Below are 16,114 nucleotides of genomic sequence, written 5' to 3' on the forward strand. Positions count from 1 at the left end.
GGCTTTCCGGGATGATTTGTTGATACACGATAAATCATCCTGGAGAGTGTGATGAACGAAGCCTGGCTGAAATCCCTACCCAAAGCGGAGTTACACCTACACCTGGAAGGGGCGCTTGAGCCTGAACTGATGTTTGCACTGGCTCGGCGCAATGGCATTGAGTTGCCGTGGAGCGATGTCGACGTGCTTCGGCAGGCCTATTCCTTCAATAACCTGCAGGAATTCCTGGATCTTTATTACCAGGGTGCCAATGTGCTGCGCACGGAGCAGGATTTCTACGATCTCACCTGGGCGTATCTGCAGAAGTGTCAGGCGCAGGGCGTTGTCCATGTTGAACCTTTCTACGATCCGCAAACCCATACCGAGCGCGGCATTCCCTTTGAAGCGGCCATCAACGGCATCAGCGGTGCCATGCGCGATGGGCGCGAGCAGTTGGGCATTACCGGTGGGCTGATTCTCAGTTTCCTGCGGCATCTGTCTGAAGATGACGCCTTCCGGACACTTGAACAGGCGATGCCATTTCGTGATCAGTTTTTTGCGGTGGGACTGGACAGTGCAGAACAGGGCCATCCACCCAGCAAGTTTGAGCGAGTGTTCGCCAAAGCGAGATCTGAAGGCTTCCTGGCAGTTGCCCATGCCGGTGAAGAGGGGCCGCCTGAGTACATCTGGCAGGCTTTGGACCTGCTCAAGGTAAGCCGTATTGACCATGGGGTCCGTGCCGCGGAAGATCCGAAGTTGTTGGACCGACTGGCGGATGAGCAGATCCCGTTAACGGTTTGCCCGTTGTCGAACATCAAGCTGCGTGTGTTTCAGGACATGACCCACCACAACATTCTGGACCTGTTGGAGCAGGGGTTGAAGGTTACCGTGAACTCGGACGACCCGTCCTATTTCGACGGTTATGTGCTGGAAAACTTCGTGGCTCTGCGTGATTGCCTGGGGATGACCGAAGAGCAGGCCCGCCGGCTGGCGCAGAACAGTATGGACGCTCGGCTAGCTCCGTAGATGCAGCTTATACAAGACAGTATCGATATTCGGCAAGATGCGAGAATCTGTCCTACCATTGAACAGTCAATCCCGCGTTCAAGGAATGAGTCATGAGCATGATCAGCAGCACACAACGTTTATTGCTTGGTTCGGTTCTTGCCTTCTCAATGGTTGCCGGGGTCCATGGAGCGACACCCGCCCCTGAAGGCGCGTCGGTGTATTTTATTACACCAACTGATGGCCAGACCGTGAGTTCTCCAGTCACCGTGAGATTCGGTCTGGATGGGCTGGGTGTGGCGCCAGCGGGCGTGGAACGTAAGGGCACCGGCCACCATCACCTGCTTGTGGATGTAGACGATATGCCGGCGACGGACCAACCGGTTCCGTCCGATGATCGTCATATTCATTTTGGTGGCGGACAAACCCAGACGTCCCTGGAGCTGTCACCGGGCGAACATACCTTGCAGTTACTGGTGGGGGACCACCTGCACGTACCTCATCAGCCGCCTGTGATGTCCGAGAAGATCACCATCACGGTGGAGTAGTAGCCACAAGTGGCTCAGAGGCAGGCCAGAACGCTGTCGCCAATTGCCACCTCGCCCCCTTCAATCACTCGCGTCGTTATACCGCCATGCCCACGCATGGCGTTATAACCGCCCGGCCCAAGGGCAGTCTCCATCTTGCTACAGGGGTGACACAGGCCGGTGTATTCCAGCACCACACCCCCGATTCGGAACGCTTTGCCTTTCAGGGCCAGGAGGTTCAGGCCAGAGACCACAATGTTGCGCCGGAAAATGTCTGGGTCAAGAGCATCCCGCCCGAGGCAGGAGGCAATGGCATGCAGGTGCTCTTTCTGGATCAGGGTGACCTGCCGTTTGCTGGTCTCGCGGCCCTCGAATCGATCGCCTTCCAGGCCTTTGCCCGGCGTGATCATCACGTTATCGAGTATTGTCATGGGCTCACCACGGGCAGGGCGGATGCCAATCCATTCAACCCGGCCGCTCTGAGGAAGGGTGTCGAATAAGGTTTGAAGCGGGGTTGGTTGCGCCATGGGTGCCTCATGTGAGTTCTGGTCAGTTTGGCCCTGCAGGTACTGATTGTAGTTCAGGAACGGTCAGTCCTCCCTGCCTGGGAGGCTCTTGCCTAAATCAACCCGGCTCTGATCATGTCGAACGTGTCCAGAATGCGGGCCACATACTGGTCTTTTGGCCGAAAGCTGCTTTGGGTGTTGAGCGATACGTCCCGCTCCAGGTGATCCAGCAGCTTGTGCAGGCGACGACGGTGCAGGCCGAGTGCCGCCTGCACGGGGTCGGAAATAACGCCGGACAGCGCTGCGAACGCTGCCAGGGCGGCCATGACCGCGAGCATGACGCTGGCGGTCGTTGCCAGCGACGGCTCCGGTGGAAAGACGCTGTAGTACCACGTGCCAATGGTCTCGCCGAGGATAAAGTCCCGTGCGGCCAGGGTCTTTGCAAGCATGGACGCCAGCACCACTCCGAGCCCTATGCCCCCAGGCGTAAACTTCTGGAATGCAAACGCGCCCAGCACGGTGCATGAAATGCTGTTGGTGATATCGGCAGAGGCCGTCCGCGTTACGCGGTACTGACGAAGAGCGTCGGCAATCACAGGCTCTACCAGTTTGATAAAGTGCTGGTGGTCGACTGGCTCAGAGCTGTGGCGCTCGTAAACCTCCTCCAGCGCTTCCACCAGATAGTCCTCCAGCAAGTGGCCCGTTGGCTGGCCATTGTTCAGCAGGTCGGCCTGAATAAGGCTCGAGATGTGCTGTTGTACGCGGGTGGTAAAACCAGCAGGCACACGATCAGCCATTCCGTGCAGCCATCTCAGACCGGCTCGTTTGCGCGTTGGAATTTTTACCATGCAGGCAAGGGCGTAAACCGGCGCCCAAAGCAGATTGATCGGCGCCCGCAACATGTCCCAGCCCAGTGCCATCCGGTTGGTTGCCACAGCGCCGGGATAGTGGAAATGTCGGTCGATAAACGCCGGCACCCGCGACCGGCAGTCGGCGAAATACCGTTCAATGCCCGAGCCTATGGCCAGCTCTATCTCTGCTTCGGAGATGGTCTGCTCGGGTGGTATGGCAATGGGCATAAGTGACAGGTGCAGTTACCGGTAAGTGGGACGGAGTCGTTTACAGGCGCTCACTTTATCAGGAATCGTTACGGTTTCCTGTTAACGCTCTGATCATCCGGTAGAGAAACTTCAGAACTTCCCTAAATCAGAGAAACTTAGTACCTTGCGGACATTCCGAACAAAAACACCAACAGGATCATCGTTATGAAAATCCGTGCCGCTGTATTGGAAACGATAGGTGCGCCACAGCCTTTCGACGAAAACCGACCGCTGACGATTGAAGAGCTGGAACTGGATCCACCGGGCGATCATGAGGTGTTGGTTCAGATACGGGCGGCGGGGTTGTGTCATTCAGACCTGTCCGTGATTGACGGCAACCGGCCAAGGCCCGTACCTATGGCCCTGGGCCATGAGGCGGCAGGCGTGGTCAAAGCCGTTGGGGCAGGGGTGACAGATCTCAGCCCGGGTGATCACGTGGTCACTGTCTTTGTTCCCAGCTGCGGGCATTGCAGCCCCTGTGCCGAAGGTCGCCCCGCCCTCTGCGAACCGGCGGCCGTCGCGAACAATGCCGGTACGCTAGTTGGTGGCGAACACCGGCTGCATCGGGCGGATGGTACGCCGGTGAATCACCACCTGGGCGTCTCTGCGTTCGCCGATCACGCAGTGGTGTCCCGACATTCGCTGGTACGGATTGATCCAGACCTGCCGTTTCATCATGCCGCCCTCTTTGGCTGTGCCGTGCTGACGGGCGTGGGCGCCGCCATCAACTCGGCCGATATCAAAGCCGGCCAGACGGTCGCCGTTATCGGGCTTGGCGGCGTGGGCCTGAACAGTGTGTTGGGTGCGCTGGTGGCCGGGGCAGGACAGGTCATTGCCATTGATCTGGATGAGGACAAGCTTGCGATGGCCAAGAGCCTGGGCGCCAGCGCTGGTATCAATGCGGCGGACGAAGATTGCGTGAGCCAGGTGAAAGCCTTGACCAACGGAGGCGTTGATTGTGCGATCGAAATGGCGGGTTCTGAAAAGGCGCTGGAGTTGGCTTATCAACTGACTCGTCGTGGCGGTACAACCGTAACAGGTGGGTTGGCACACCCTGACAGGAAGGTGTCGATTCAACAGGTGAGCCTGGTGGCAGAGGAACGAACCCTCAAGGGTAGCTATGTGGGAAGCTGTGTGCCGGTGCGAGATGTGGCCCGCTACGTCAGCCTGTTTCGCCAGGGACGGTTGCCGGTCGACAAGCTACTGAGCGACACCCTGACCCTTGATGAGATCAACGAAGGCTTTGAGCGATTGGCAAACGGCAAGGCCATTCGCCAGGTCATTCTTTTTGACGACCACTGACGCCAGGCTGCCTCCATGGAACGATCTGACTTTCCCGTGTTTTACCCCATCATCACCCGATGGATGGATAACGACATCTACGGTCACGTCAACAATGTGACCTATTATTCCTACTTCGATTCGGTCATCAACCGCTATCTCATTGAAGAAGGCGGTCTTGATATACACAACGCACCGGCAGTGGGTTTCATGGTGAGTTCAAGCTGCCAGTTCAAGAAGCCGGTTGCCTACCCTGATGCCCTCGAAGCCGGCGTTCGGGTTGCCAGAATTGGCACCCGTTCTGTGACCTACGAAGTGGGGATTTTCATGGAGAACGAAGCCCAGGCAGCCGCACATGGCGAGCTTGTCCATGTGTTCGTGGATCGAGCCACCCAGTCCTCGACACCGATTCCCCCAGGGATTCGGGAGGCCCTGGAGCGAATTACGGTGTAAACGCCGCTCTCGGGAAGGGCAACTGCTTCAGGCGTCCGGTGTCCAGAGGCCCTGCAGTTGCCCCAGCAACGAAGAGCCAATCCCCTGGTTCCCCAGGAAGCTCATGATAACCGGGACAAACTGCTGGATCATGCCGCTGTCCATACCCAGGGCTGTAAAGGCCGACCGCACGCCGTCCATCGACGATATATTGGAGAGCAGGCTTTCGCTCAGGCTGCTACCACCGCCCAACAGGCTGGACAGGCCAGAGGCTTTGCTGGTGAGGGTGCTCATGGAGTCGTTGCCCAGCTGGTTTTTTGCGAGCTGTAACAGGGCGCCAGTACCACCTGTTGCCTGGGCCTGCGTGACGCCGAGCTGGCTTTGGAGTTGGCCGACCAGTTGCTGGGCTTCACCGCTGACTTCTGATGCCGAGGACATTGCTTCGGAGCCGCTGGAAAGCGCGTCGTTAAGGTCGAAGGCGTTAGCGGCTGGGGCGAGTAGGTAAATGCTTGAAACTAGGAGGAATTGCTTGATAGTCGCGTTCATTGATAGATCCTGAGGGATGTATGGACGAAATCTGTCTCCTATACTTGGTGGCGGATGGCGTTCAATAAAAGTGTGGGAAACCGAGACATATCTGAATATCGGTTTGGTGTTGCCTTCTCGCTTCTAAAAAAGGGAGGGCGATGAGCCCTCCTCTGTCCTCTCAGGCAAAATCGTATTCACCGCCCTTCTCAAGTGCCTTCTGATAAGCGGGTCTGGCGTGTGCTTTCTCAACCCACGCATTGATATGAGGCCTGTCTGTGCCAACGATACCCCGTGCCACCGAAGCTTCCAACGGGAAGCTCATCTGAATGTCCGCCGCGCTGAGGTTGTCGCCAAGAAACCAGGTGTTTTTTGCCAGGTGGGCTTCGACAAAATCCAGGTGTGTTTTGATCATCGGGCCGATGAAGGTGGCAGTAGTTTTATCGGCGATGCCTTTGGCCACCGGCTTGATAAAAAACGGCATCGGGCTGTTTTTTACCTTCTGGAACACCAGGCGCATTACCAGCGGTGGCATCAGGGAGCCTTCGGCGTAATGCAGCCAGTAGGTATAATCAAGCCAGGCCTGGCCACCTGCTTCAGGCAACATGGTGTCTTTGCCGTAGGTGTGGGCCAGGTACTCGATAATAGCGCCTGACTCCGCTACCACCAGATCGCCATCGGTGATGACCGGTGATTTACCCAGCGGGTGCACTTTTTTTAGGCTGGCCGGTGCCAGCATGGTTTGAGGGTCACGCTCGTAACGCTGGATTTCGTAGGGCACTCCCAATTCTTCCAGCATCCAGAGAACGCGTTGTGAGCGGGAATTGTTGAGGTGGTGAACGGTAATCATGCAGTGACTCCACTTGTGTCAAAAGAATGAGCAGGGTAATAGTGTAGTCTGCAAGTGGCTTTTTGGTTCACCGCCATGCTGCTGGTGCTGGAGGGACCCTTTTCTTTAGCCACTGATGAGGGAATCCTGACCTATGAGGCCGGAGAGGTCTGTGAACTTTCTGCGGGTGTTCGTCATGTCGAGCGCACCGGGCCTGCCGGTGCTCGCGTGCTTCTCGGTAAAAAGCCCCTAAACCGCTGATTCCGTCAGGAGCCTGTTTAACCGTCACCGGGACGGGCATCGCCAAGATTCCCCAGGCGTTGGGCTTCAACGATTTCTATCCAGTAACCATCAACGTCCTTGATGAAGGCAACATCCCGCATTTTGCCTTGTTCGGGGCGTTTAACGTAGGTCACGTTGTTGGCGTCGAACCAGGCAATGGCTGAATCCAGGTCTGGTACTGAGATGCAGATGTGCCCGAATCCCTGAGGTTGGGCGTTACCATCGTGGTAGGAAAAGTCTTCCTGGTTTTCCGTCCCCCAATTGTGGGTCAGTTCAAGAATACCGGTCTGACTGAATGTCCAGACGGTACGGTTGCTCTTTTCTTCTGGCACTGATTGGCTGTCATCCAGTCTGGTCAGGAAGTAGAGCGAGAATTGCATTTCCTCGAAATCCAACCTCCTCAGCACCGTCATTCCCAGTATGTGAGTGTAGAAGTTCAGGGACTGCTCCGGGTCTTTGATCCGGAGCATGGTGTGGTTGAGGCGGAAACCTTGGGATTCTTTCGTTGGAGTCTTTACGCCTGGGTAGTTTTCACCGCTAAAGCTCATACAATTTATCTCTTGGTGGTTTCTGGTTCACTGGGCAGGAACGGGTCAAACCGTTCCCTGTTTCAGCATCTGTCCCATTTTCTCAGACTGGCGGAGTGCCAGGGCCACAATGGTCAGCGTGGGGTTTTCCGCCGCTGAAGTGGTGAACTGACTGCCATCTGATATGAACAGATTCGGGATGTCGTGGCTCTGGCCGACACCGTTGCAGACGCCGTCCTGCGCCTTCTCACTCATGCGGCAAGAGCCCAGGTTATGCGTGGAGGGGTAAGGCGGTGTGCGGATGGTTTCCGTCGCTCCGACCGCATTGTAAATGGCTTCTCCACGCTCGAAGGCATGCTGGCGCATGGCGACGTCGTTAGAGTGGTCGTCGTAATGGACGTTGGCCACCGGCATGCCGTAGGTATCCTTGACGTCGGTATTCAGCGTTATACGGTTGGACTCCCGCGGCATATCTTCTCCGACCAGCCACATGCCCGCCATGTGGTCATACTGGTCCATCGCCCGGGTGAAGTCCCGGCCCCAGGCGCCGGGATTCAGGAAAGCGGCCATGAAGGGGAGGCCAAGAGAGAGCGTCTCCATCTCGTACCCGCCCACAAATCCGCGAGTGGGGTCGTGACGGGCTTCGTCGGAGATTATGCCTGCCATGGTTGTGCCCCGGTACATGTGAACCGGTTTCTCGAACGTGGCATAAACTGATCCGGTCATATGCCGCATGTAGTTTCGGCCAACCTGCCCGGAGCTGTTGGCCAGGCCATCCGGGAACATGCTGGAAGCGGAGTTGAGTAACAGGCGTGGTGTCTCAATGGAGTTGCCCGCCACGGCCACAACACGGGCCTTCTGGCGCTGCTCTTTACCGTCCTTATCGAAATAGACAACAGCGTTTACCCGGCCATTCTTGTTGTGTTCGATACGGGCAACGTGGGATTCCGGCCGGATTTCTAGGTGGCCAGTTGCGACCCCTGCGGGTAGCTCGGTGTAGAGCGTTGACCACTTGGCGCCAAAGCGACAGCCCTGGAAACAAAAGCCGCGTTGCTGACAGGCCAGGCGGCCATCGCGAGGCTGGCTGTTGATGGCCATGTGGCCGGTATTGCAGCTGTAACCGAGTTTCTTGGCGCCAGCGTTCATTACCTTGAAGTTGTTGTTGCCGGGCAAGCCGCCAATGTCGTTGGTCCGGGTTACGCCCATGCGGTTTTCGGCGTTGGCGTAGTAAGGGGCCAGTTCATCGTAATCGATCGGCCAATCCAGCAGGTTGGCATCGCTCAATGAACCATAGGTAGTGAGTGCCTTGAATTCGTGGGGCTGAATGCGAAGGCTCGCGCCCGCCCAGTGGATAGTGGTGCCGCCTACTGCTTTGACAATCCACGCAGGCAGGCCAGCAAAATCTTTGGCGAGACGGAAACTGCCGGATGTGGTGCGCGGGTCAAGCCAGGCCAACTGGGAAAATGATGCCCACTCGTCGGCGAGGAAGTCAGCCGTGGTATGCAGTTGGCCTGCCTCCAGTACAACGGTATCGATGCCCTGTTGGGCCAGCCCGTTTGCGAGGGTGCCGCCACCGGCGCCTGAGCCTATGATAATGACAACGCTGTCGTCGTGCGCAAAGGTTTTTTGTTTATCAGTCAGTGCCATGGGACTCTCCAGACTGGTTCTTGTATGAATTATTGATGGGAGTGACCAGCGGTCAGGCAGGCTTGATGCCGCTATCTGCCTGTGCTGGTTCTGGCAACCAGTCGAGGTCGTCGAAGCCGGCATGCAGATAACCGCCGTCACCTTTTTCACCCTCATAACCGAAATGGGCAAAGGCCAGTTCGTTGTTGTAAAGCGAGACCACAGCGGTACTTCGGATCTTCTCGAAGAACGGTGAATCTGAAATTGCTTCCACATGGCGGAATTGTTCGTCAGAGCTGAGGGACATCCATTGCCCACCCGCGCGGTGGTTAATGTCCTTGACTCCACTGGTCAGAAGCGCGAGAGCGTCGGCGTTACTGGCGGCTTTGTCCAGGTCTCTGACAACAAAGGCGTAAACCGCGTCTTCCAGCCTGTTGTGGGGGAATATGTGCCGGGTAAGCTTGAGGATGGTCTCGCCCTCTGCGCTGCTTAGTTGCTGCAGCGGCATGGACCAGGCTTTTGAGGGCGCGAGCAGCGCAATGGCGCCATTGCTGAAGGCCAGGGTTCCAATCAGCGCGTTCCGGCTGTTTCTCAGGAAACTTCTTCGGGATAATGACATGGTTACTCCCTCGGAGCGGCAGGCCATGCTAAAACAGCAAGGCAACCTGACTCCCGATTTGTTGTTGTGGTTTTGGTACGGTCGTTTGGAGTAATCTCAGAGTAGTCAGGGATGAACCCAGTCTGGAAGGAAAAATTCTGGCTTTCTTAATTCCAAAAAATGGAACACTGAATGCGTAACCTGCCGGAGGGCACAGGAGGCCATGTACGATCGTTTTCGCCTGTTAAAGATTTTTGCCACCGCAGCGCGTTCTAGCAGCTTTCGTGAGGCTGCCTTTCAACTTCAAACATCTCCGCAGACCATCAGCAGAGCTGTTAAGGAACTTGAAGATCAGCTTGGCGAATTACTGTTTCATCGAAGCACTCGGCAGATCCAGATCACCCAGTTCGGTGAGCAATTCCTGAGAGAATCCAACAGCTTGATGTCCGAGCTTGAGTTATTGTTCGATCACACCAAGGCACCAGAAAACGGACGGTATGCGGGACGGGTTGGAATCACTGCTCCCCACTCCGTAGGAAGAGGGCATGTTTTGCCACTTCTTGCGCCTTTGATCAAAGCGTCCCCTGAGTGCCTGATTGATCTTCGGCTGGAAGATGAGGTGACAGACACGGTGGGGGCCCAGATTGATATTGGCATCCGCGTGGGAGCTCTACGAGACAACCGTTTGTGGCCAAAGAGGCCGGCAAAGTGCCTTTGCTGGTGGTTGCAACACCTGATTTGGTGAAGGATGTCGGCGAACCACAAAAGATAGCAGACTTGATCGCCCGGCCAGTTTCTGGCCGAATTGATCGGAATTCCGGCCGGATTTGGCCCTGGCGGTTCAATGGCTTTACCCATGCGCCTCAATCGCCCCGGTTTGTGTCCGATGATCCGGAAGCAGAGCTGCAGGCCGTACTCAATGGTTGGGTTTTCGGGCAAATCGCGGCATTTCTGGTGATTCCTTACATCCGTGACGGGTTGTTGGTGCCCGTCCTACGCCAGTTTGAACCGCCCCCTTTGCCGCTTTACGTATATCGACCACAGCGCGGGCCTGTACCGCCGCGAGTCCGCAGGGTGTTTGATACCTTGGCCGATGGATTCTCGGACGAGCGACGGTTTCCCTCAACCCTTTAACCCATAGATCAGGAGGTCGACAATGTCGGAACCATCACTTAAGGAACAACTCAACACTGCAGTGAAAAATGCAATGCGGAACAAGGACAAAACCCGGCTTGTCACCCTGCGTATGGCGCAGGCGGCAGTCAAGCAGATTGAGATTGATGAGCGCCGTGATTTGAGCGACGAGGATGTCCTAAAGGTGTTGGACAAGATGCTCAAACAGCGCCGTGACGCCGCCAGTCAGTACGATGAGGCGGGGCGCGAGGAGTTGGGTGACAATGAAAGAGCGGAAATGGTAATCATTGAGGAATTCATGCCTGCGGCCCTGAATGAGGATGATCTGGACGGCCTGATTCGAATGACCATCAGCGCTACCGATGCACAGGGAATGCAGGATATGGGCAAAGTGATGAACGAGCTAAAGCCCCAGGTGCTTGGCCGGGTTGATATGGGCCACCTGAGCAAGAAGGTGCGGGCAGCACTGGCGGGCTGATGGTAACCCAGGTGCGTGACGCACTGGTAAACGAGAAAGGACCACTATGGCCGACAAAGAACTGCGCCCCAAATCCGATAGACAGGCCATCGACCAGTTTATCAACGAGGTTCGCACACTGCCTAAACAGGGTGGCGGGCAGGGTAGGCTGATATTCGCGCTGGATGCCACCGCCAGCCGGGAGGCAACCTGGGATGAGGCCTGCCACTTGCAGAGTGAACTGTTCATGGCGACCCGGGATTTGGGTGGTTTGGCTATCCAGCTTTGTTACTACCGCGGCTTTGGCGAGTTCAAGGCCACAGGGTTTGTGACGGAGACCGGTCAGTTGTTGAACCTGATGAACGGCGTTTCCTGCCTGGGTGGGCGCACCCAGATCAGCCGGGTGTTGGCTCATGCCGTGAAGGAAACCCGGGAAAAGGCCGTAAGGGCGGTGGTGTTTATTGGCGACTGTTGCGAGGAACCGGTGGACGAACTGTGCCATACCGCGGGGGAGCTGGGGATGCTGCGAACGCCGGTGTTCATGTTCCACGAGGGCGCCGATGCTCATGCCAGAGAGGTGTTCCAGCAGGTGAGCAAGTTGTCTGGTGGGGCTTATGCCCCCTTCGATCGCAACAGTCCGCAGGTTCTCAAGGATCTTATGGCTGCGGTGGCGGTCTATGCTTCCGGGGGAGCCAAGGCCCTGCAGGATTTTTCCAGCCGCAGCTCTCCAGAGGTCAAGCGCTTGACCCAGCAGATCAAGTAGCGCTTGTTTCAATCCACGTTCAAGCCATCGATGGACCGATGAGTTCCGGGGTATCTGAGTGCCACTAACGCTTCTGGTCATAGCACTGTCGGTTGTTGCGTGGGTCTGGCTGCGCAACCAGCCGGCCAGCCAACGTAAGCCGGCGATGATAAAGCTGGCCTTGATGGCCGCTATCGGGATAGTGGTTCTGATGGCCGTTACCGGCCGCTTGCACGCCTTATTCGCGTTGTTGGCGTTTCTCTATCCACTGCTACGCCGGGTGCTGCCATCATTGTTGACGGGGCGCATGGCGGGGGCCGGAACGGGAGATGCAAACGCAAGTTCGGGCAACCAATCCCATGTCTCCGGCGACATTCTGGAAATGAGCCTGGATCATGACTCCGGCACCATGAGTGGCAAGGTCCTGAAAGGCCCCATGGCCGGGCGAGAGCTGGCGGACCTGGGCGAAAGTGAATTTCTTGAGCTGTTGCGATACTGCCGGGCGCACGACGAGGACTCCGCCCGGCTGCTGGAAAGTTATCTTGACCGCCGGTTTGGTGACTCATGGCGTGCTGACGATGAGGCCAGCGCTGGAGGCGAAGAATCCGAAGAACAAGCCAATGCTGGCGGTCCACTTACCGAGAGCGAAGCACTGGACATCTTGGGGCTGAAGCCCGGTGCAACACAGGACGAGATCATTCAGGCCCACCGCAGGATGATGCAGAAAGTACACCCGGACCGCGGTGGGAGTAACTATTTGGCCGCCCGCATCAACGAGGCCAAGGCGTGTTTGTTGGGCTGACGGCTTCTGTCGGATCTAGGCGATCATTGTGCCAGGGGAACGTTACCCGATGTGTTAAGTGCAAAGCTGAGCAACCAACGATTCCCACGTTCAATCTTCGAAACCCGGTGTTGGTAGAGATCTGGTCGAAACAGGTATACCCGGCCAAACAAGTTGAAAATGTTCTTTTCGCAGATGAACTCACCGCCTGCTTTGGGCTTTACCAGAACACAATTGAGTTTGTACAGCCGGCCTTCGGAAGTCATGTCCAGGTGCGGTCCCACCTTGTGACCTTCTGGGTAGCGGACGAGGTACAGGTTCAGGCGTTTGGAGCGGAACAAAATCCGGGTTTTTACGTTTGCTGGCATCGGATGTGGATTTTTTGTGGAATGATGTGTTCGTTCAGTTTGCGGGCTCCGTCGGGGCGTGGTCAACTTTGGGGCAGGTTCATCGAATTTCCACTTATGCCTATATATCCAATTCAATAAGCATGCTAAAACGTCTCGCCCGGTGCTCGCTCGCTTTTTTCGGGCGCCGGGTACTCTTCCATTCATCGAGATTTCAGCATGTCAGACAAGTTCTTCTACAAAGGCCGGCAGGACGCGCGCCAGCACCACACCGCCCATGGTGGCTTCCAGACCAAGGCCAGTCAGAAGAGTGGCAGCAAGAAGTTTCCGCTAACACTGGTGGTTACCAGTGAGGCGCGCAGGCAGGAGGTCGAAGCTCAGGTGGCGGAAGCCAATCTGCATGCCAACATTACAGTGGATGCCCGCGAGGGTGCGGTTGAATTCATCACCGAACTGACGGCACTCCTGAACAAAGGGGCGACGGTGACCACGGCGAAACTGCCTTCCCGCAATGATCCTTGCCATTGCGGGAGTGGTGCCAAGTTCAAGAAGTGCTGTGGTTGACCACGCGTTTCTCAATCGCTCTGTTTCAGACCCATTTCCCAGAAATCGATTTCCAGCCGGGTGGCGTCGCTGAATATCCGGGTAAGCTGCTCGAACCTGGCGGGGGATACATCCGCCAGTCGTTCATCCAGCCACTGGATTTCCGCGTGCATGGCCTGCTGGAACTCGTCGCTTTCATACATGGCGATCCAGGCGTCATACGGGTTTTTGTCTCCCCGAATGGTTTCTGCCCGTTTGTTCAGCCAATTGGCGATTTCCCCGTAGCCCACCATGCAGGGTGAGAGCGCAACATGCAGGTCGAGCAAATCGCCGCGGTTGCCCGTGTCGAGCACATAGCGTGTGTAGGCAAGGGTGGCGCGCGCTTCCGGCAGGTTGGCAAGTTCTGCTTCTGAAATGCCCCATTCCTTGCAGTAGCTGATGTGTAGGTCCAGCTCTACATCCACGATGGCCTGCAAGCCTTCCTTTGCCTGGCGGAGATCCAGCAAGGTTGGGCTTTTGTAGGCCGCCAGGGCGAAGGCGCGGGCAAACTGGATCAGGAACAGGTAATCCTGCTTGAGGTAGTGCTGAAACGCTTCGGGAGCGAGCGACGCATCGCCTAACTGCTTTACGAAACTGTGTTCAATGTAGTCGCGCCATTCTGTCCGGCAAGCCTTCCTTAGGTCTTCGAACTGATACGTCATTGTGAATATCCTTCGTCAGATTGAATGTGTTTGGGTCAGGCAACTCAACGACAAATCCTTTTCCAGCCGATAGGTATCAAAATCCTGCGCCAGAAACAGTTGGCCCTTGTAGTGCTGCATGGCTTCGGCCGCCAGTTGGTTGATGTGGGGCGCGCCTCCCGGCCCGGACTGGTAACGTGAGCTGAAATGGGTCAACACCAGGTTGGGCAAGTGAGCTTGTTGGGCGAATCGGGCGACCTGTTCAGCGGAGCTGTGTTGTGGCCAGGGGCCGACCCGGTCGGCCACGTCCTGGGTATAGGTGGCTTCGTGGATCAGCACGTGGGTGCCGTTGCAGGCATCGGCCAGCAGGTCTGGGGTGTCGTTGTCGCCGGCGACGATCAGGCGGCGGGCCGTGCGGGGAATGTGTGTGTAATCGTCACTTCTGAGCAGGCGGCCATCCTCCAGCGTTATATCGTTGCCTTTCTGCAATTCGCCCCAGCCGGGTCCGGGCTCGATGCCTTCCGCGCTTAATTTGTCCCGCAGTAGTTGTCGCTCCAGGCTTTGCTCGGTGAACACATAGGCGCGGCAGTCGACACGATGGGACAGTGCCACATTGGTAACCCTGACGTGCTCATCCTGCCACTGGAAATCCGATGCTTCGGAATCGATAAAGTTTAGCGAGTAGCTGAGACTGGAGTCGCTGTTTGCGAGCACTGCGCTGATGAAGCGTTGTACCTGGGTGGGGGCAACGATGTCCAGCGGTTCCGTGCGGCCAAGCATGGAGGCGCTGGTGAGCAGCCCTGGAAGGCCGAACGTGTGATCGCCGTGGATATGGGTGATAAAGATGGCGCGCAATTGCACAACCGAGTAGCGGGTGCGAAGCAACTGGTGCTGCGTGCCTTCACCGCAGTCGATCAAATACCAGGGTTTGGGACCGGAGTGACACAAGGCCAAGCCGCTCACATTTCGTGACCGTGTCGGGGTGCCGGCGGATGTGCCCAGGAAGGTGAACTCCATTGTTAATCCGCCCATTGCCAGGGTGGCGCATCCAACAAACCCTGCCCCAGGACGATGGTTTCGCCAAGGTCCTTGTTCAGGGCGATGGAGTTACAGTCGCCATCCTGTTCCAGAGTTGCCACCAAACGTGGTGCGTGGGAAACGACCCACACCTGGGTTTCACGTGATGCTCGATTGATCAGGCGCCCCAAGGCAGGCAGCAAGTCCGGGTGCAGGCTGGTTTCCGGTTCATTAAGCACCAATAGTGACGGTGGTCTTGGCGTGAGTAGTGCGGCTACCAGCAACAGGTAACGAAGCGTGCCGTCCGACAGCTCCGCCTGGTTTAAGGGGCGCAGCAACCCCTCCTGCAAAAACTGCAGTATGAAACGGTTGCCGGAGTCTGCCTCAAAGTTGATGGTTGCCCCGGGAAAGGCATCCTCAATGGCATCGTACAACGCCGCCCGGTCGCCAATCTCGTGGATGGTCCGCAGAGCCGCGACCAGGCTATGGCCGTCGTGATCAAGCACCGGCGTTCGCGTACCGATTTGGGGAGTGCGGATGATGGACTGGGGATCGGTTCGGAACTGGTCGTAGAAGCGCCAGTTGCGGATGGTTTGCCGGACAGCATGAACCTCGGGCACAGCCACCGGATCGCTGATTTCGTTGAGGATGCTTTCGTAGGTGTTGAGGTGGGCGTTGTAGACTTCCCATTTACGACCGTTGCGCACTTTCACCACAGGCCCGACCCGGTCAATCAGGCAACTGCTGGGACGGCAGACGTCTCCCGCCCAAATGCACTCGCGCTTGATTTCCGGGTCAAACTGAAACATGGACGGGTCCTGGTAGCCCGCAAATCCCTGAGGGGCGGGCATACCCAGTGAGATGGCGTAGCCGAAGTCTTCACCCACGAAGCCGAGTCTGAGCCGGCTGTTCTGTTTTTTGGCAGAGCCCTGTACGGGATCGACACCGTCTTTCATGCCTTTGGTAAAGGTCTCCGGCCCTGCCCAGAACGTGTAATCCAGCCCGCCTTCCTGCGCGATCGACGAGATTAAGTTGCCCTTTGCGGTTTCAGCCAGTAACCGCAGAGACTTGTAAAGGTTGGATTTGCCGCAGCCGTTGGGCCCGGTTACCACATTGAGGCCGGTCAGGGGCGCGACGATACTCTTGAGGCTGCGGTAGTTGGATACGGCAAATGCGTTGATCATAATCTCAAGATC

20 protein-coding genes and 1 pseudogene are annotated in these 16,114 nt (G+C 56.9%); 10 read left to right on the plus strand and 11 right to left on the minus strand.

Going from position 1 to position 16,114, the window contains the following annotated elements; all coding sequences use genetic code 11:
* Positions 1-51 precede the first annotated feature (51 nt).
* Positions 52-1,005, plus strand: coding sequence for an adenosine deaminase (locus B2590_RS00455; protein WP_286811890.1), 954 nt, complete (start codon positions 52-54; stop codon positions 1,003-1,005).
* Positions 1,006-1,097: 92 nt separating this feature from the next.
* Entirely contained in the window at positions 1,098-1,532 is a 435-nt protein-coding gene (locus tag B2590_RS00460; RefSeq protein ID WP_414673588.1) for a DUF4399 domain-containing protein, read from the plus strand.
* 14 nt (positions 1,533-1,546) lie between these two features.
* Here the strand turns inward: B2590_RS00460 and B2590_RS00465 are convergent, their stop codons facing one another.
* The gene (locus B2590_RS00465) at positions 1,547-2,038 is read right to left on the minus strand and encodes an MOSC domain-containing protein (RefSeq protein ID WP_007152709.1); all 492 of its coding nucleotides are present in this window, start codon (positions 2,036-2,038) and stop codon (positions 1,547-1,549) included.
* Positions 2,039-2,130: 92 nt separating this feature from the next.
* Positions 2,131-3,096: a DUF6635 family protein gene (locus B2590_RS00470; protein ID WP_286811889.1), complete on the minus strand. Its 966-nt coding sequence runs from the start codon at positions 3,094-3,096 to the stop codon at positions 2,131-2,133.
* Positions 3,097-3,282: 186 nt separating this feature from the next.
* Here B2590_RS00470 and B2590_RS00475 point away from each other — a divergent pair, with 186 nt between their 5' ends.
* Both B2590_RS00475 and B2590_RS00480 read left to right on the plus strand, forming a co-directional pair.
* Complete coding sequence (locus B2590_RS00475; protein WP_007152707.1) at positions 3,283-4,419, plus strand: zinc-dependent alcohol dehydrogenase family protein; 1,137 nt, start codon at positions 3,283-3,285, stop codon at positions 4,417-4,419.
* A gap of 15 nt (positions 4,420-4,434) precedes the next feature.
* Entirely contained in the window at positions 4,435-4,851 is a 417-nt protein-coding gene (locus B2590_RS00480; RefSeq protein WP_036209279.1) for an acyl-CoA thioesterase, read from the plus strand.
* A gap of 27 nt (positions 4,852-4,878) precedes the next feature.
* Here B2590_RS00480 and B2590_RS00485 read toward each other — a convergent pair whose 3' ends face one another.
* Together B2590_RS00485 and B2590_RS00490 are read right to left on the minus strand one after the other, a co-directional pair.
* Positions 4,879-5,376, minus strand: coding sequence for a DUF2780 domain-containing protein (locus tag B2590_RS00485; RefSeq protein WP_036209281.1), 498 nt, complete (start codon positions 5,374-5,376; stop codon positions 4,879-4,881).
* A gap of 160 nt (positions 5,377-5,536) precedes the next feature.
* Positions 5,537-6,205: a glutathione S-transferase gene (locus B2590_RS00490; RefSeq protein WP_036209284.1), complete on the minus strand. Its 669-nt coding sequence runs from the start codon at positions 6,203-6,205 to the stop codon at positions 5,537-5,539.
* 75 nt (positions 6,206-6,280) lie between these two features.
* On the opposite strand from B2590_RS00490, the gene B2590_RS00495 reads away from it, so the two are divergent.
* The gene (locus tag B2590_RS00495; protein WP_156105517.1) at positions 6,281-6,445 is read left to right on the plus strand and encodes a hypothetical protein; all 165 of its coding nucleotides are present in this window, start codon (positions 6,281-6,283) and stop codon (positions 6,443-6,445) included.
* A 17-nt stretch (positions 6,446-6,462) separates the two neighbouring features.
* On the opposite strand, the gene gloA is transcribed toward B2590_RS00495, so the two are convergent.
* Genes gloA through B2590_RS00510 form a run of 3 tightly spaced genes read right to left on the minus strand, consistent with a single transcriptional unit; the run spans position 6,463 to position 9,238 of the window.
* Positions 6,463-7,014 carry a lactoylglutathione lyase gene (gloA, locus tag B2590_RS00500; RefSeq protein ID WP_036209287.1) on the minus strand — a complete coding sequence of 184 codons (552 nt, stop codon included), beginning with the start codon at positions 7,012-7,014 and terminating at the stop codon, positions 6,463-6,465.
* A 45-nt stretch (positions 7,015-7,059) separates the two neighbouring features.
* On the minus strand, positions 7,060-8,640 hold the full coding sequence (locus tag B2590_RS00505) for a GMC family oxidoreductase (protein ID WP_036209290.1): 1,581 nt from the start codon (positions 8,638-8,640) through the stop codon (positions 7,060-7,062).
* Positions 8,641-8,692: 52 nt separating this feature from the next.
* Positions 8,693-9,238 carry a hypothetical protein gene (locus B2590_RS00510; protein ID WP_197061339.1) on the minus strand — a complete coding sequence of 182 codons (546 nt, stop codon included), beginning with the start codon at positions 9,236-9,238 and terminating at the stop codon, positions 8,693-8,695.
* Positions 9,239-9,440: 202 nt separating this feature from the next.
* On the opposite strand from B2590_RS00510, the pseudogene B2590_RS00515 reads away from it, so the two are divergent.
* From B2590_RS00515 to B2590_RS00530, 4 genes and pseudogenes are all read left to right on the plus strand, one after another.
* Positions 9,441-10,351, plus strand: a pseudogene (locus B2590_RS00515) (LysR family transcriptional regulator).
* Between the two features lie 22 nt (positions 10,352-10,373).
* Positions 10,374-10,829 carry a GatB/YqeY domain-containing protein gene (locus tag B2590_RS00520; RefSeq protein WP_036209299.1) on the plus strand — a complete coding sequence of 152 codons (456 nt, stop codon included), beginning with the start codon at positions 10,374-10,376 and terminating at the stop codon, positions 10,827-10,829.
* A gap of 46 nt (positions 10,830-10,875) precedes the next feature.
* Positions 10,876-11,571, plus strand: a complete 696-nt coding sequence (locus B2590_RS00525; protein ID WP_007152702.1) for a hypothetical protein — start codon at positions 10,876-10,878, stop codon at positions 11,569-11,571.
* A 58-nt stretch (positions 11,572-11,629) separates the two neighbouring features.
* Positions 11,630-12,352 (plus strand): DnaJ domain-containing protein, encoded by a 723-nt coding sequence (locus tag B2590_RS00530; protein ID WP_127401777.1) that lies wholly within the window; start codon positions 11,630-11,632, stop codon positions 12,350-12,352.
* Between the two features lie 23 nt (positions 12,353-12,375).
* Here B2590_RS00530 and B2590_RS19220 read toward each other — a convergent pair whose 3' ends face one another.
* The gene (locus B2590_RS19220) at positions 12,376-12,699 is read right to left on the minus strand and encodes a 2OG-Fe(II) oxygenase (protein ID WP_007152700.1); all 324 of its coding nucleotides are present in this window, start codon (positions 12,697-12,699) and stop codon (positions 12,376-12,378) included.
* A gap of 198 nt (positions 12,700-12,897) precedes the next feature.
* Here B2590_RS19220 and B2590_RS00540 point away from each other — a divergent pair, with 198 nt between their 5' ends.
* Positions 12,898-13,242 carry a PBPRA1643 family SWIM/SEC-C metal-binding motif protein gene (locus tag B2590_RS00540; protein ID WP_007152697.1) on the plus strand — a complete coding sequence of 115 codons (345 nt, stop codon included), beginning with the start codon at positions 12,898-12,900 and terminating at the stop codon, positions 13,240-13,242.
* 11 nt (positions 13,243-13,253) lie between these two features.
* Here B2590_RS00540 and tenA read toward each other — a convergent pair whose 3' ends face one another.
* Genes tenA through B2590_RS00555 form a run of 3 tightly spaced genes read right to left on the minus strand, consistent with a single transcriptional unit; the run spans position 13,254 to position 16,102 of the window.
* A complete protein-coding gene (gene tenA / locus B2590_RS00545; RefSeq protein ID WP_007152696.1) occupies positions 13,254-13,922 on the minus strand; it encodes a thiaminase II in 669 nt (222 codons plus the stop codon).
* 15 nt (positions 13,923-13,937) lie between these two features.
* Positions 13,938-14,918: a ribonuclease Z gene (locus B2590_RS00550; protein WP_286811887.1), complete on the minus strand. Its 981-nt coding sequence runs from the start codon at positions 14,916-14,918 to the stop codon at positions 13,938-13,940.
* Between the two features lie 2 nt (positions 14,919-14,920).
* Positions 14,921-16,102, minus strand: coding sequence for an AAA family ATPase (locus B2590_RS00555; RefSeq protein ID WP_007152694.1), 1,182 nt, complete (start codon positions 16,100-16,102; stop codon positions 14,921-14,923).
* Positions 16,103-16,114: the final 12 nt, after the last annotated feature.

Origin of the sequence: Marinobacter sp. UBA3604, from assembly GCF_002375325.1 — a bacterium.
Taxonomy (GTDB): domain Bacteria; phylum Pseudomonadota; class Gammaproteobacteria; order Pseudomonadales; family Oleiphilaceae; genus Marinobacter; species Marinobacter salarius.

What these genes read in the sequence shown, in the direction of transcription:
- B2590_RS00525 (WP_007152702.1), top strand. Translation starts at nt 10,876, where the DNA reads ATGGCCGACAAAGAACTGCGCCCCAAATCCGATAGACAGGCCATCGAC.
- B2590_RS00550 (WP_286811887.1), bottom strand. Translation starts at nt 14,918, where the DNA reads ATGGAGTTCACCTTCCTGGGCACATCCGCCGGCACCCCGACACGGTCA.
- tenA (WP_007152696.1), bottom strand. Translation starts at nt 13,922, where the DNA reads ATGACGTATCAGTTCGAAGACCTAAGGAAGGCTTGCCGGACAGAATGG.
- B2590_RS00490 (WP_036209284.1), bottom strand. Translation starts at nt 6,205, where the DNA reads ATGATTACCGTTCACCACCTCAACAATTCCCGCTCACAACGCGTTCTC.
- B2590_RS00505 (WP_036209290.1), bottom strand. Translation starts at nt 8,640, where the DNA reads ATGGCACTGACTGATAAACAAAAAACCTTTGCGCACGACGACAGCGTT.
- B2590_RS00455 (WP_286811890.1), top strand. Translation starts at nt 52, where the DNA reads ATGAACGAAGCCTGGCTGAAATCCCTACCCAAAGCGGAGTTACACCTA.
- B2590_RS00510 (WP_197061339.1), bottom strand. Translation starts at nt 9,238, where the DNA reads ATGTCATTATCCCGAAGAAGTTTCCTGAGAAACAGCCGGAACGCGCTG.
- B2590_RS00540 (WP_007152697.1), top strand. Translation starts at nt 12,898, where the DNA reads ATGTCAGACAAGTTCTTCTACAAAGGCCGGCAGGACGCGCGCCAGCAC.
- B2590_RS00475 (WP_007152707.1), top strand. Translation starts at nt 3,283, where the DNA reads ATGAAAATCCGTGCCGCTGTATTGGAAACGATAGGTGCGCCACAGCCT.
- B2590_RS00480 (WP_036209279.1), top strand. Translation starts at nt 4,435, where the DNA reads ATGGAACGATCTGACTTTCCCGTGTTTTACCCCATCATCACCCGATGG.
- gloA (WP_036209287.1), bottom strand. Translation starts at nt 7,014, where the DNA reads ATGAGCTTTAGCGGTGAAAACTACCCAGGCGTAAAGACTCCAACGAAA.
- B2590_RS00495 (WP_156105517.1), top strand. Translation starts at nt 6,281, where the DNA reads ATGCTGCTGGTGCTGGAGGGACCCTTTTCTTTAGCCACTGATGAGGGA.
- B2590_RS00520 (WP_036209299.1), top strand. Translation starts at nt 10,374, where the DNA reads ATGTCGGAACCATCACTTAAGGAACAACTCAACACTGCAGTGAAAAAT.
- B2590_RS00485 (WP_036209281.1), bottom strand. Translation starts at nt 5,376, where the DNA reads ATGAACGCGACTATCAAGCAATTCCTCCTAGTTTCAAGCATTTACCTA.
- B2590_RS19220 (WP_007152700.1), bottom strand. Translation starts at nt 12,699, where the DNA reads ATGCCAGCAAACGTAAAAACCCGGATTTTGTTCCGCTCCAAACGCCTG.
- B2590_RS00470 (WP_286811889.1), bottom strand. Translation starts at nt 3,096, where the DNA reads ATGCCCATTGCCATACCACCCGAGCAGACCATCTCCGAAGCAGAGATA.
- B2590_RS00465 (WP_007152709.1), bottom strand. Translation starts at nt 2,038, where the DNA reads ATGGCGCAACCAACCCCGCTTCAAACCTTATTCGACACCCTTCCTCAG.
- B2590_RS00460 (WP_414673588.1), top strand. Translation starts at nt 1,098, where the DNA reads ATGAGCATGATCAGCAGCACACAACGTTTATTGCTTGGTTCGGTTCTT.
- B2590_RS00555 (WP_007152694.1), bottom strand. Translation starts at nt 16,102, where the DNA reads ATGATCAACGCATTTGCCGTATCCAACTACCGCAGCCTCAAGAGTATC.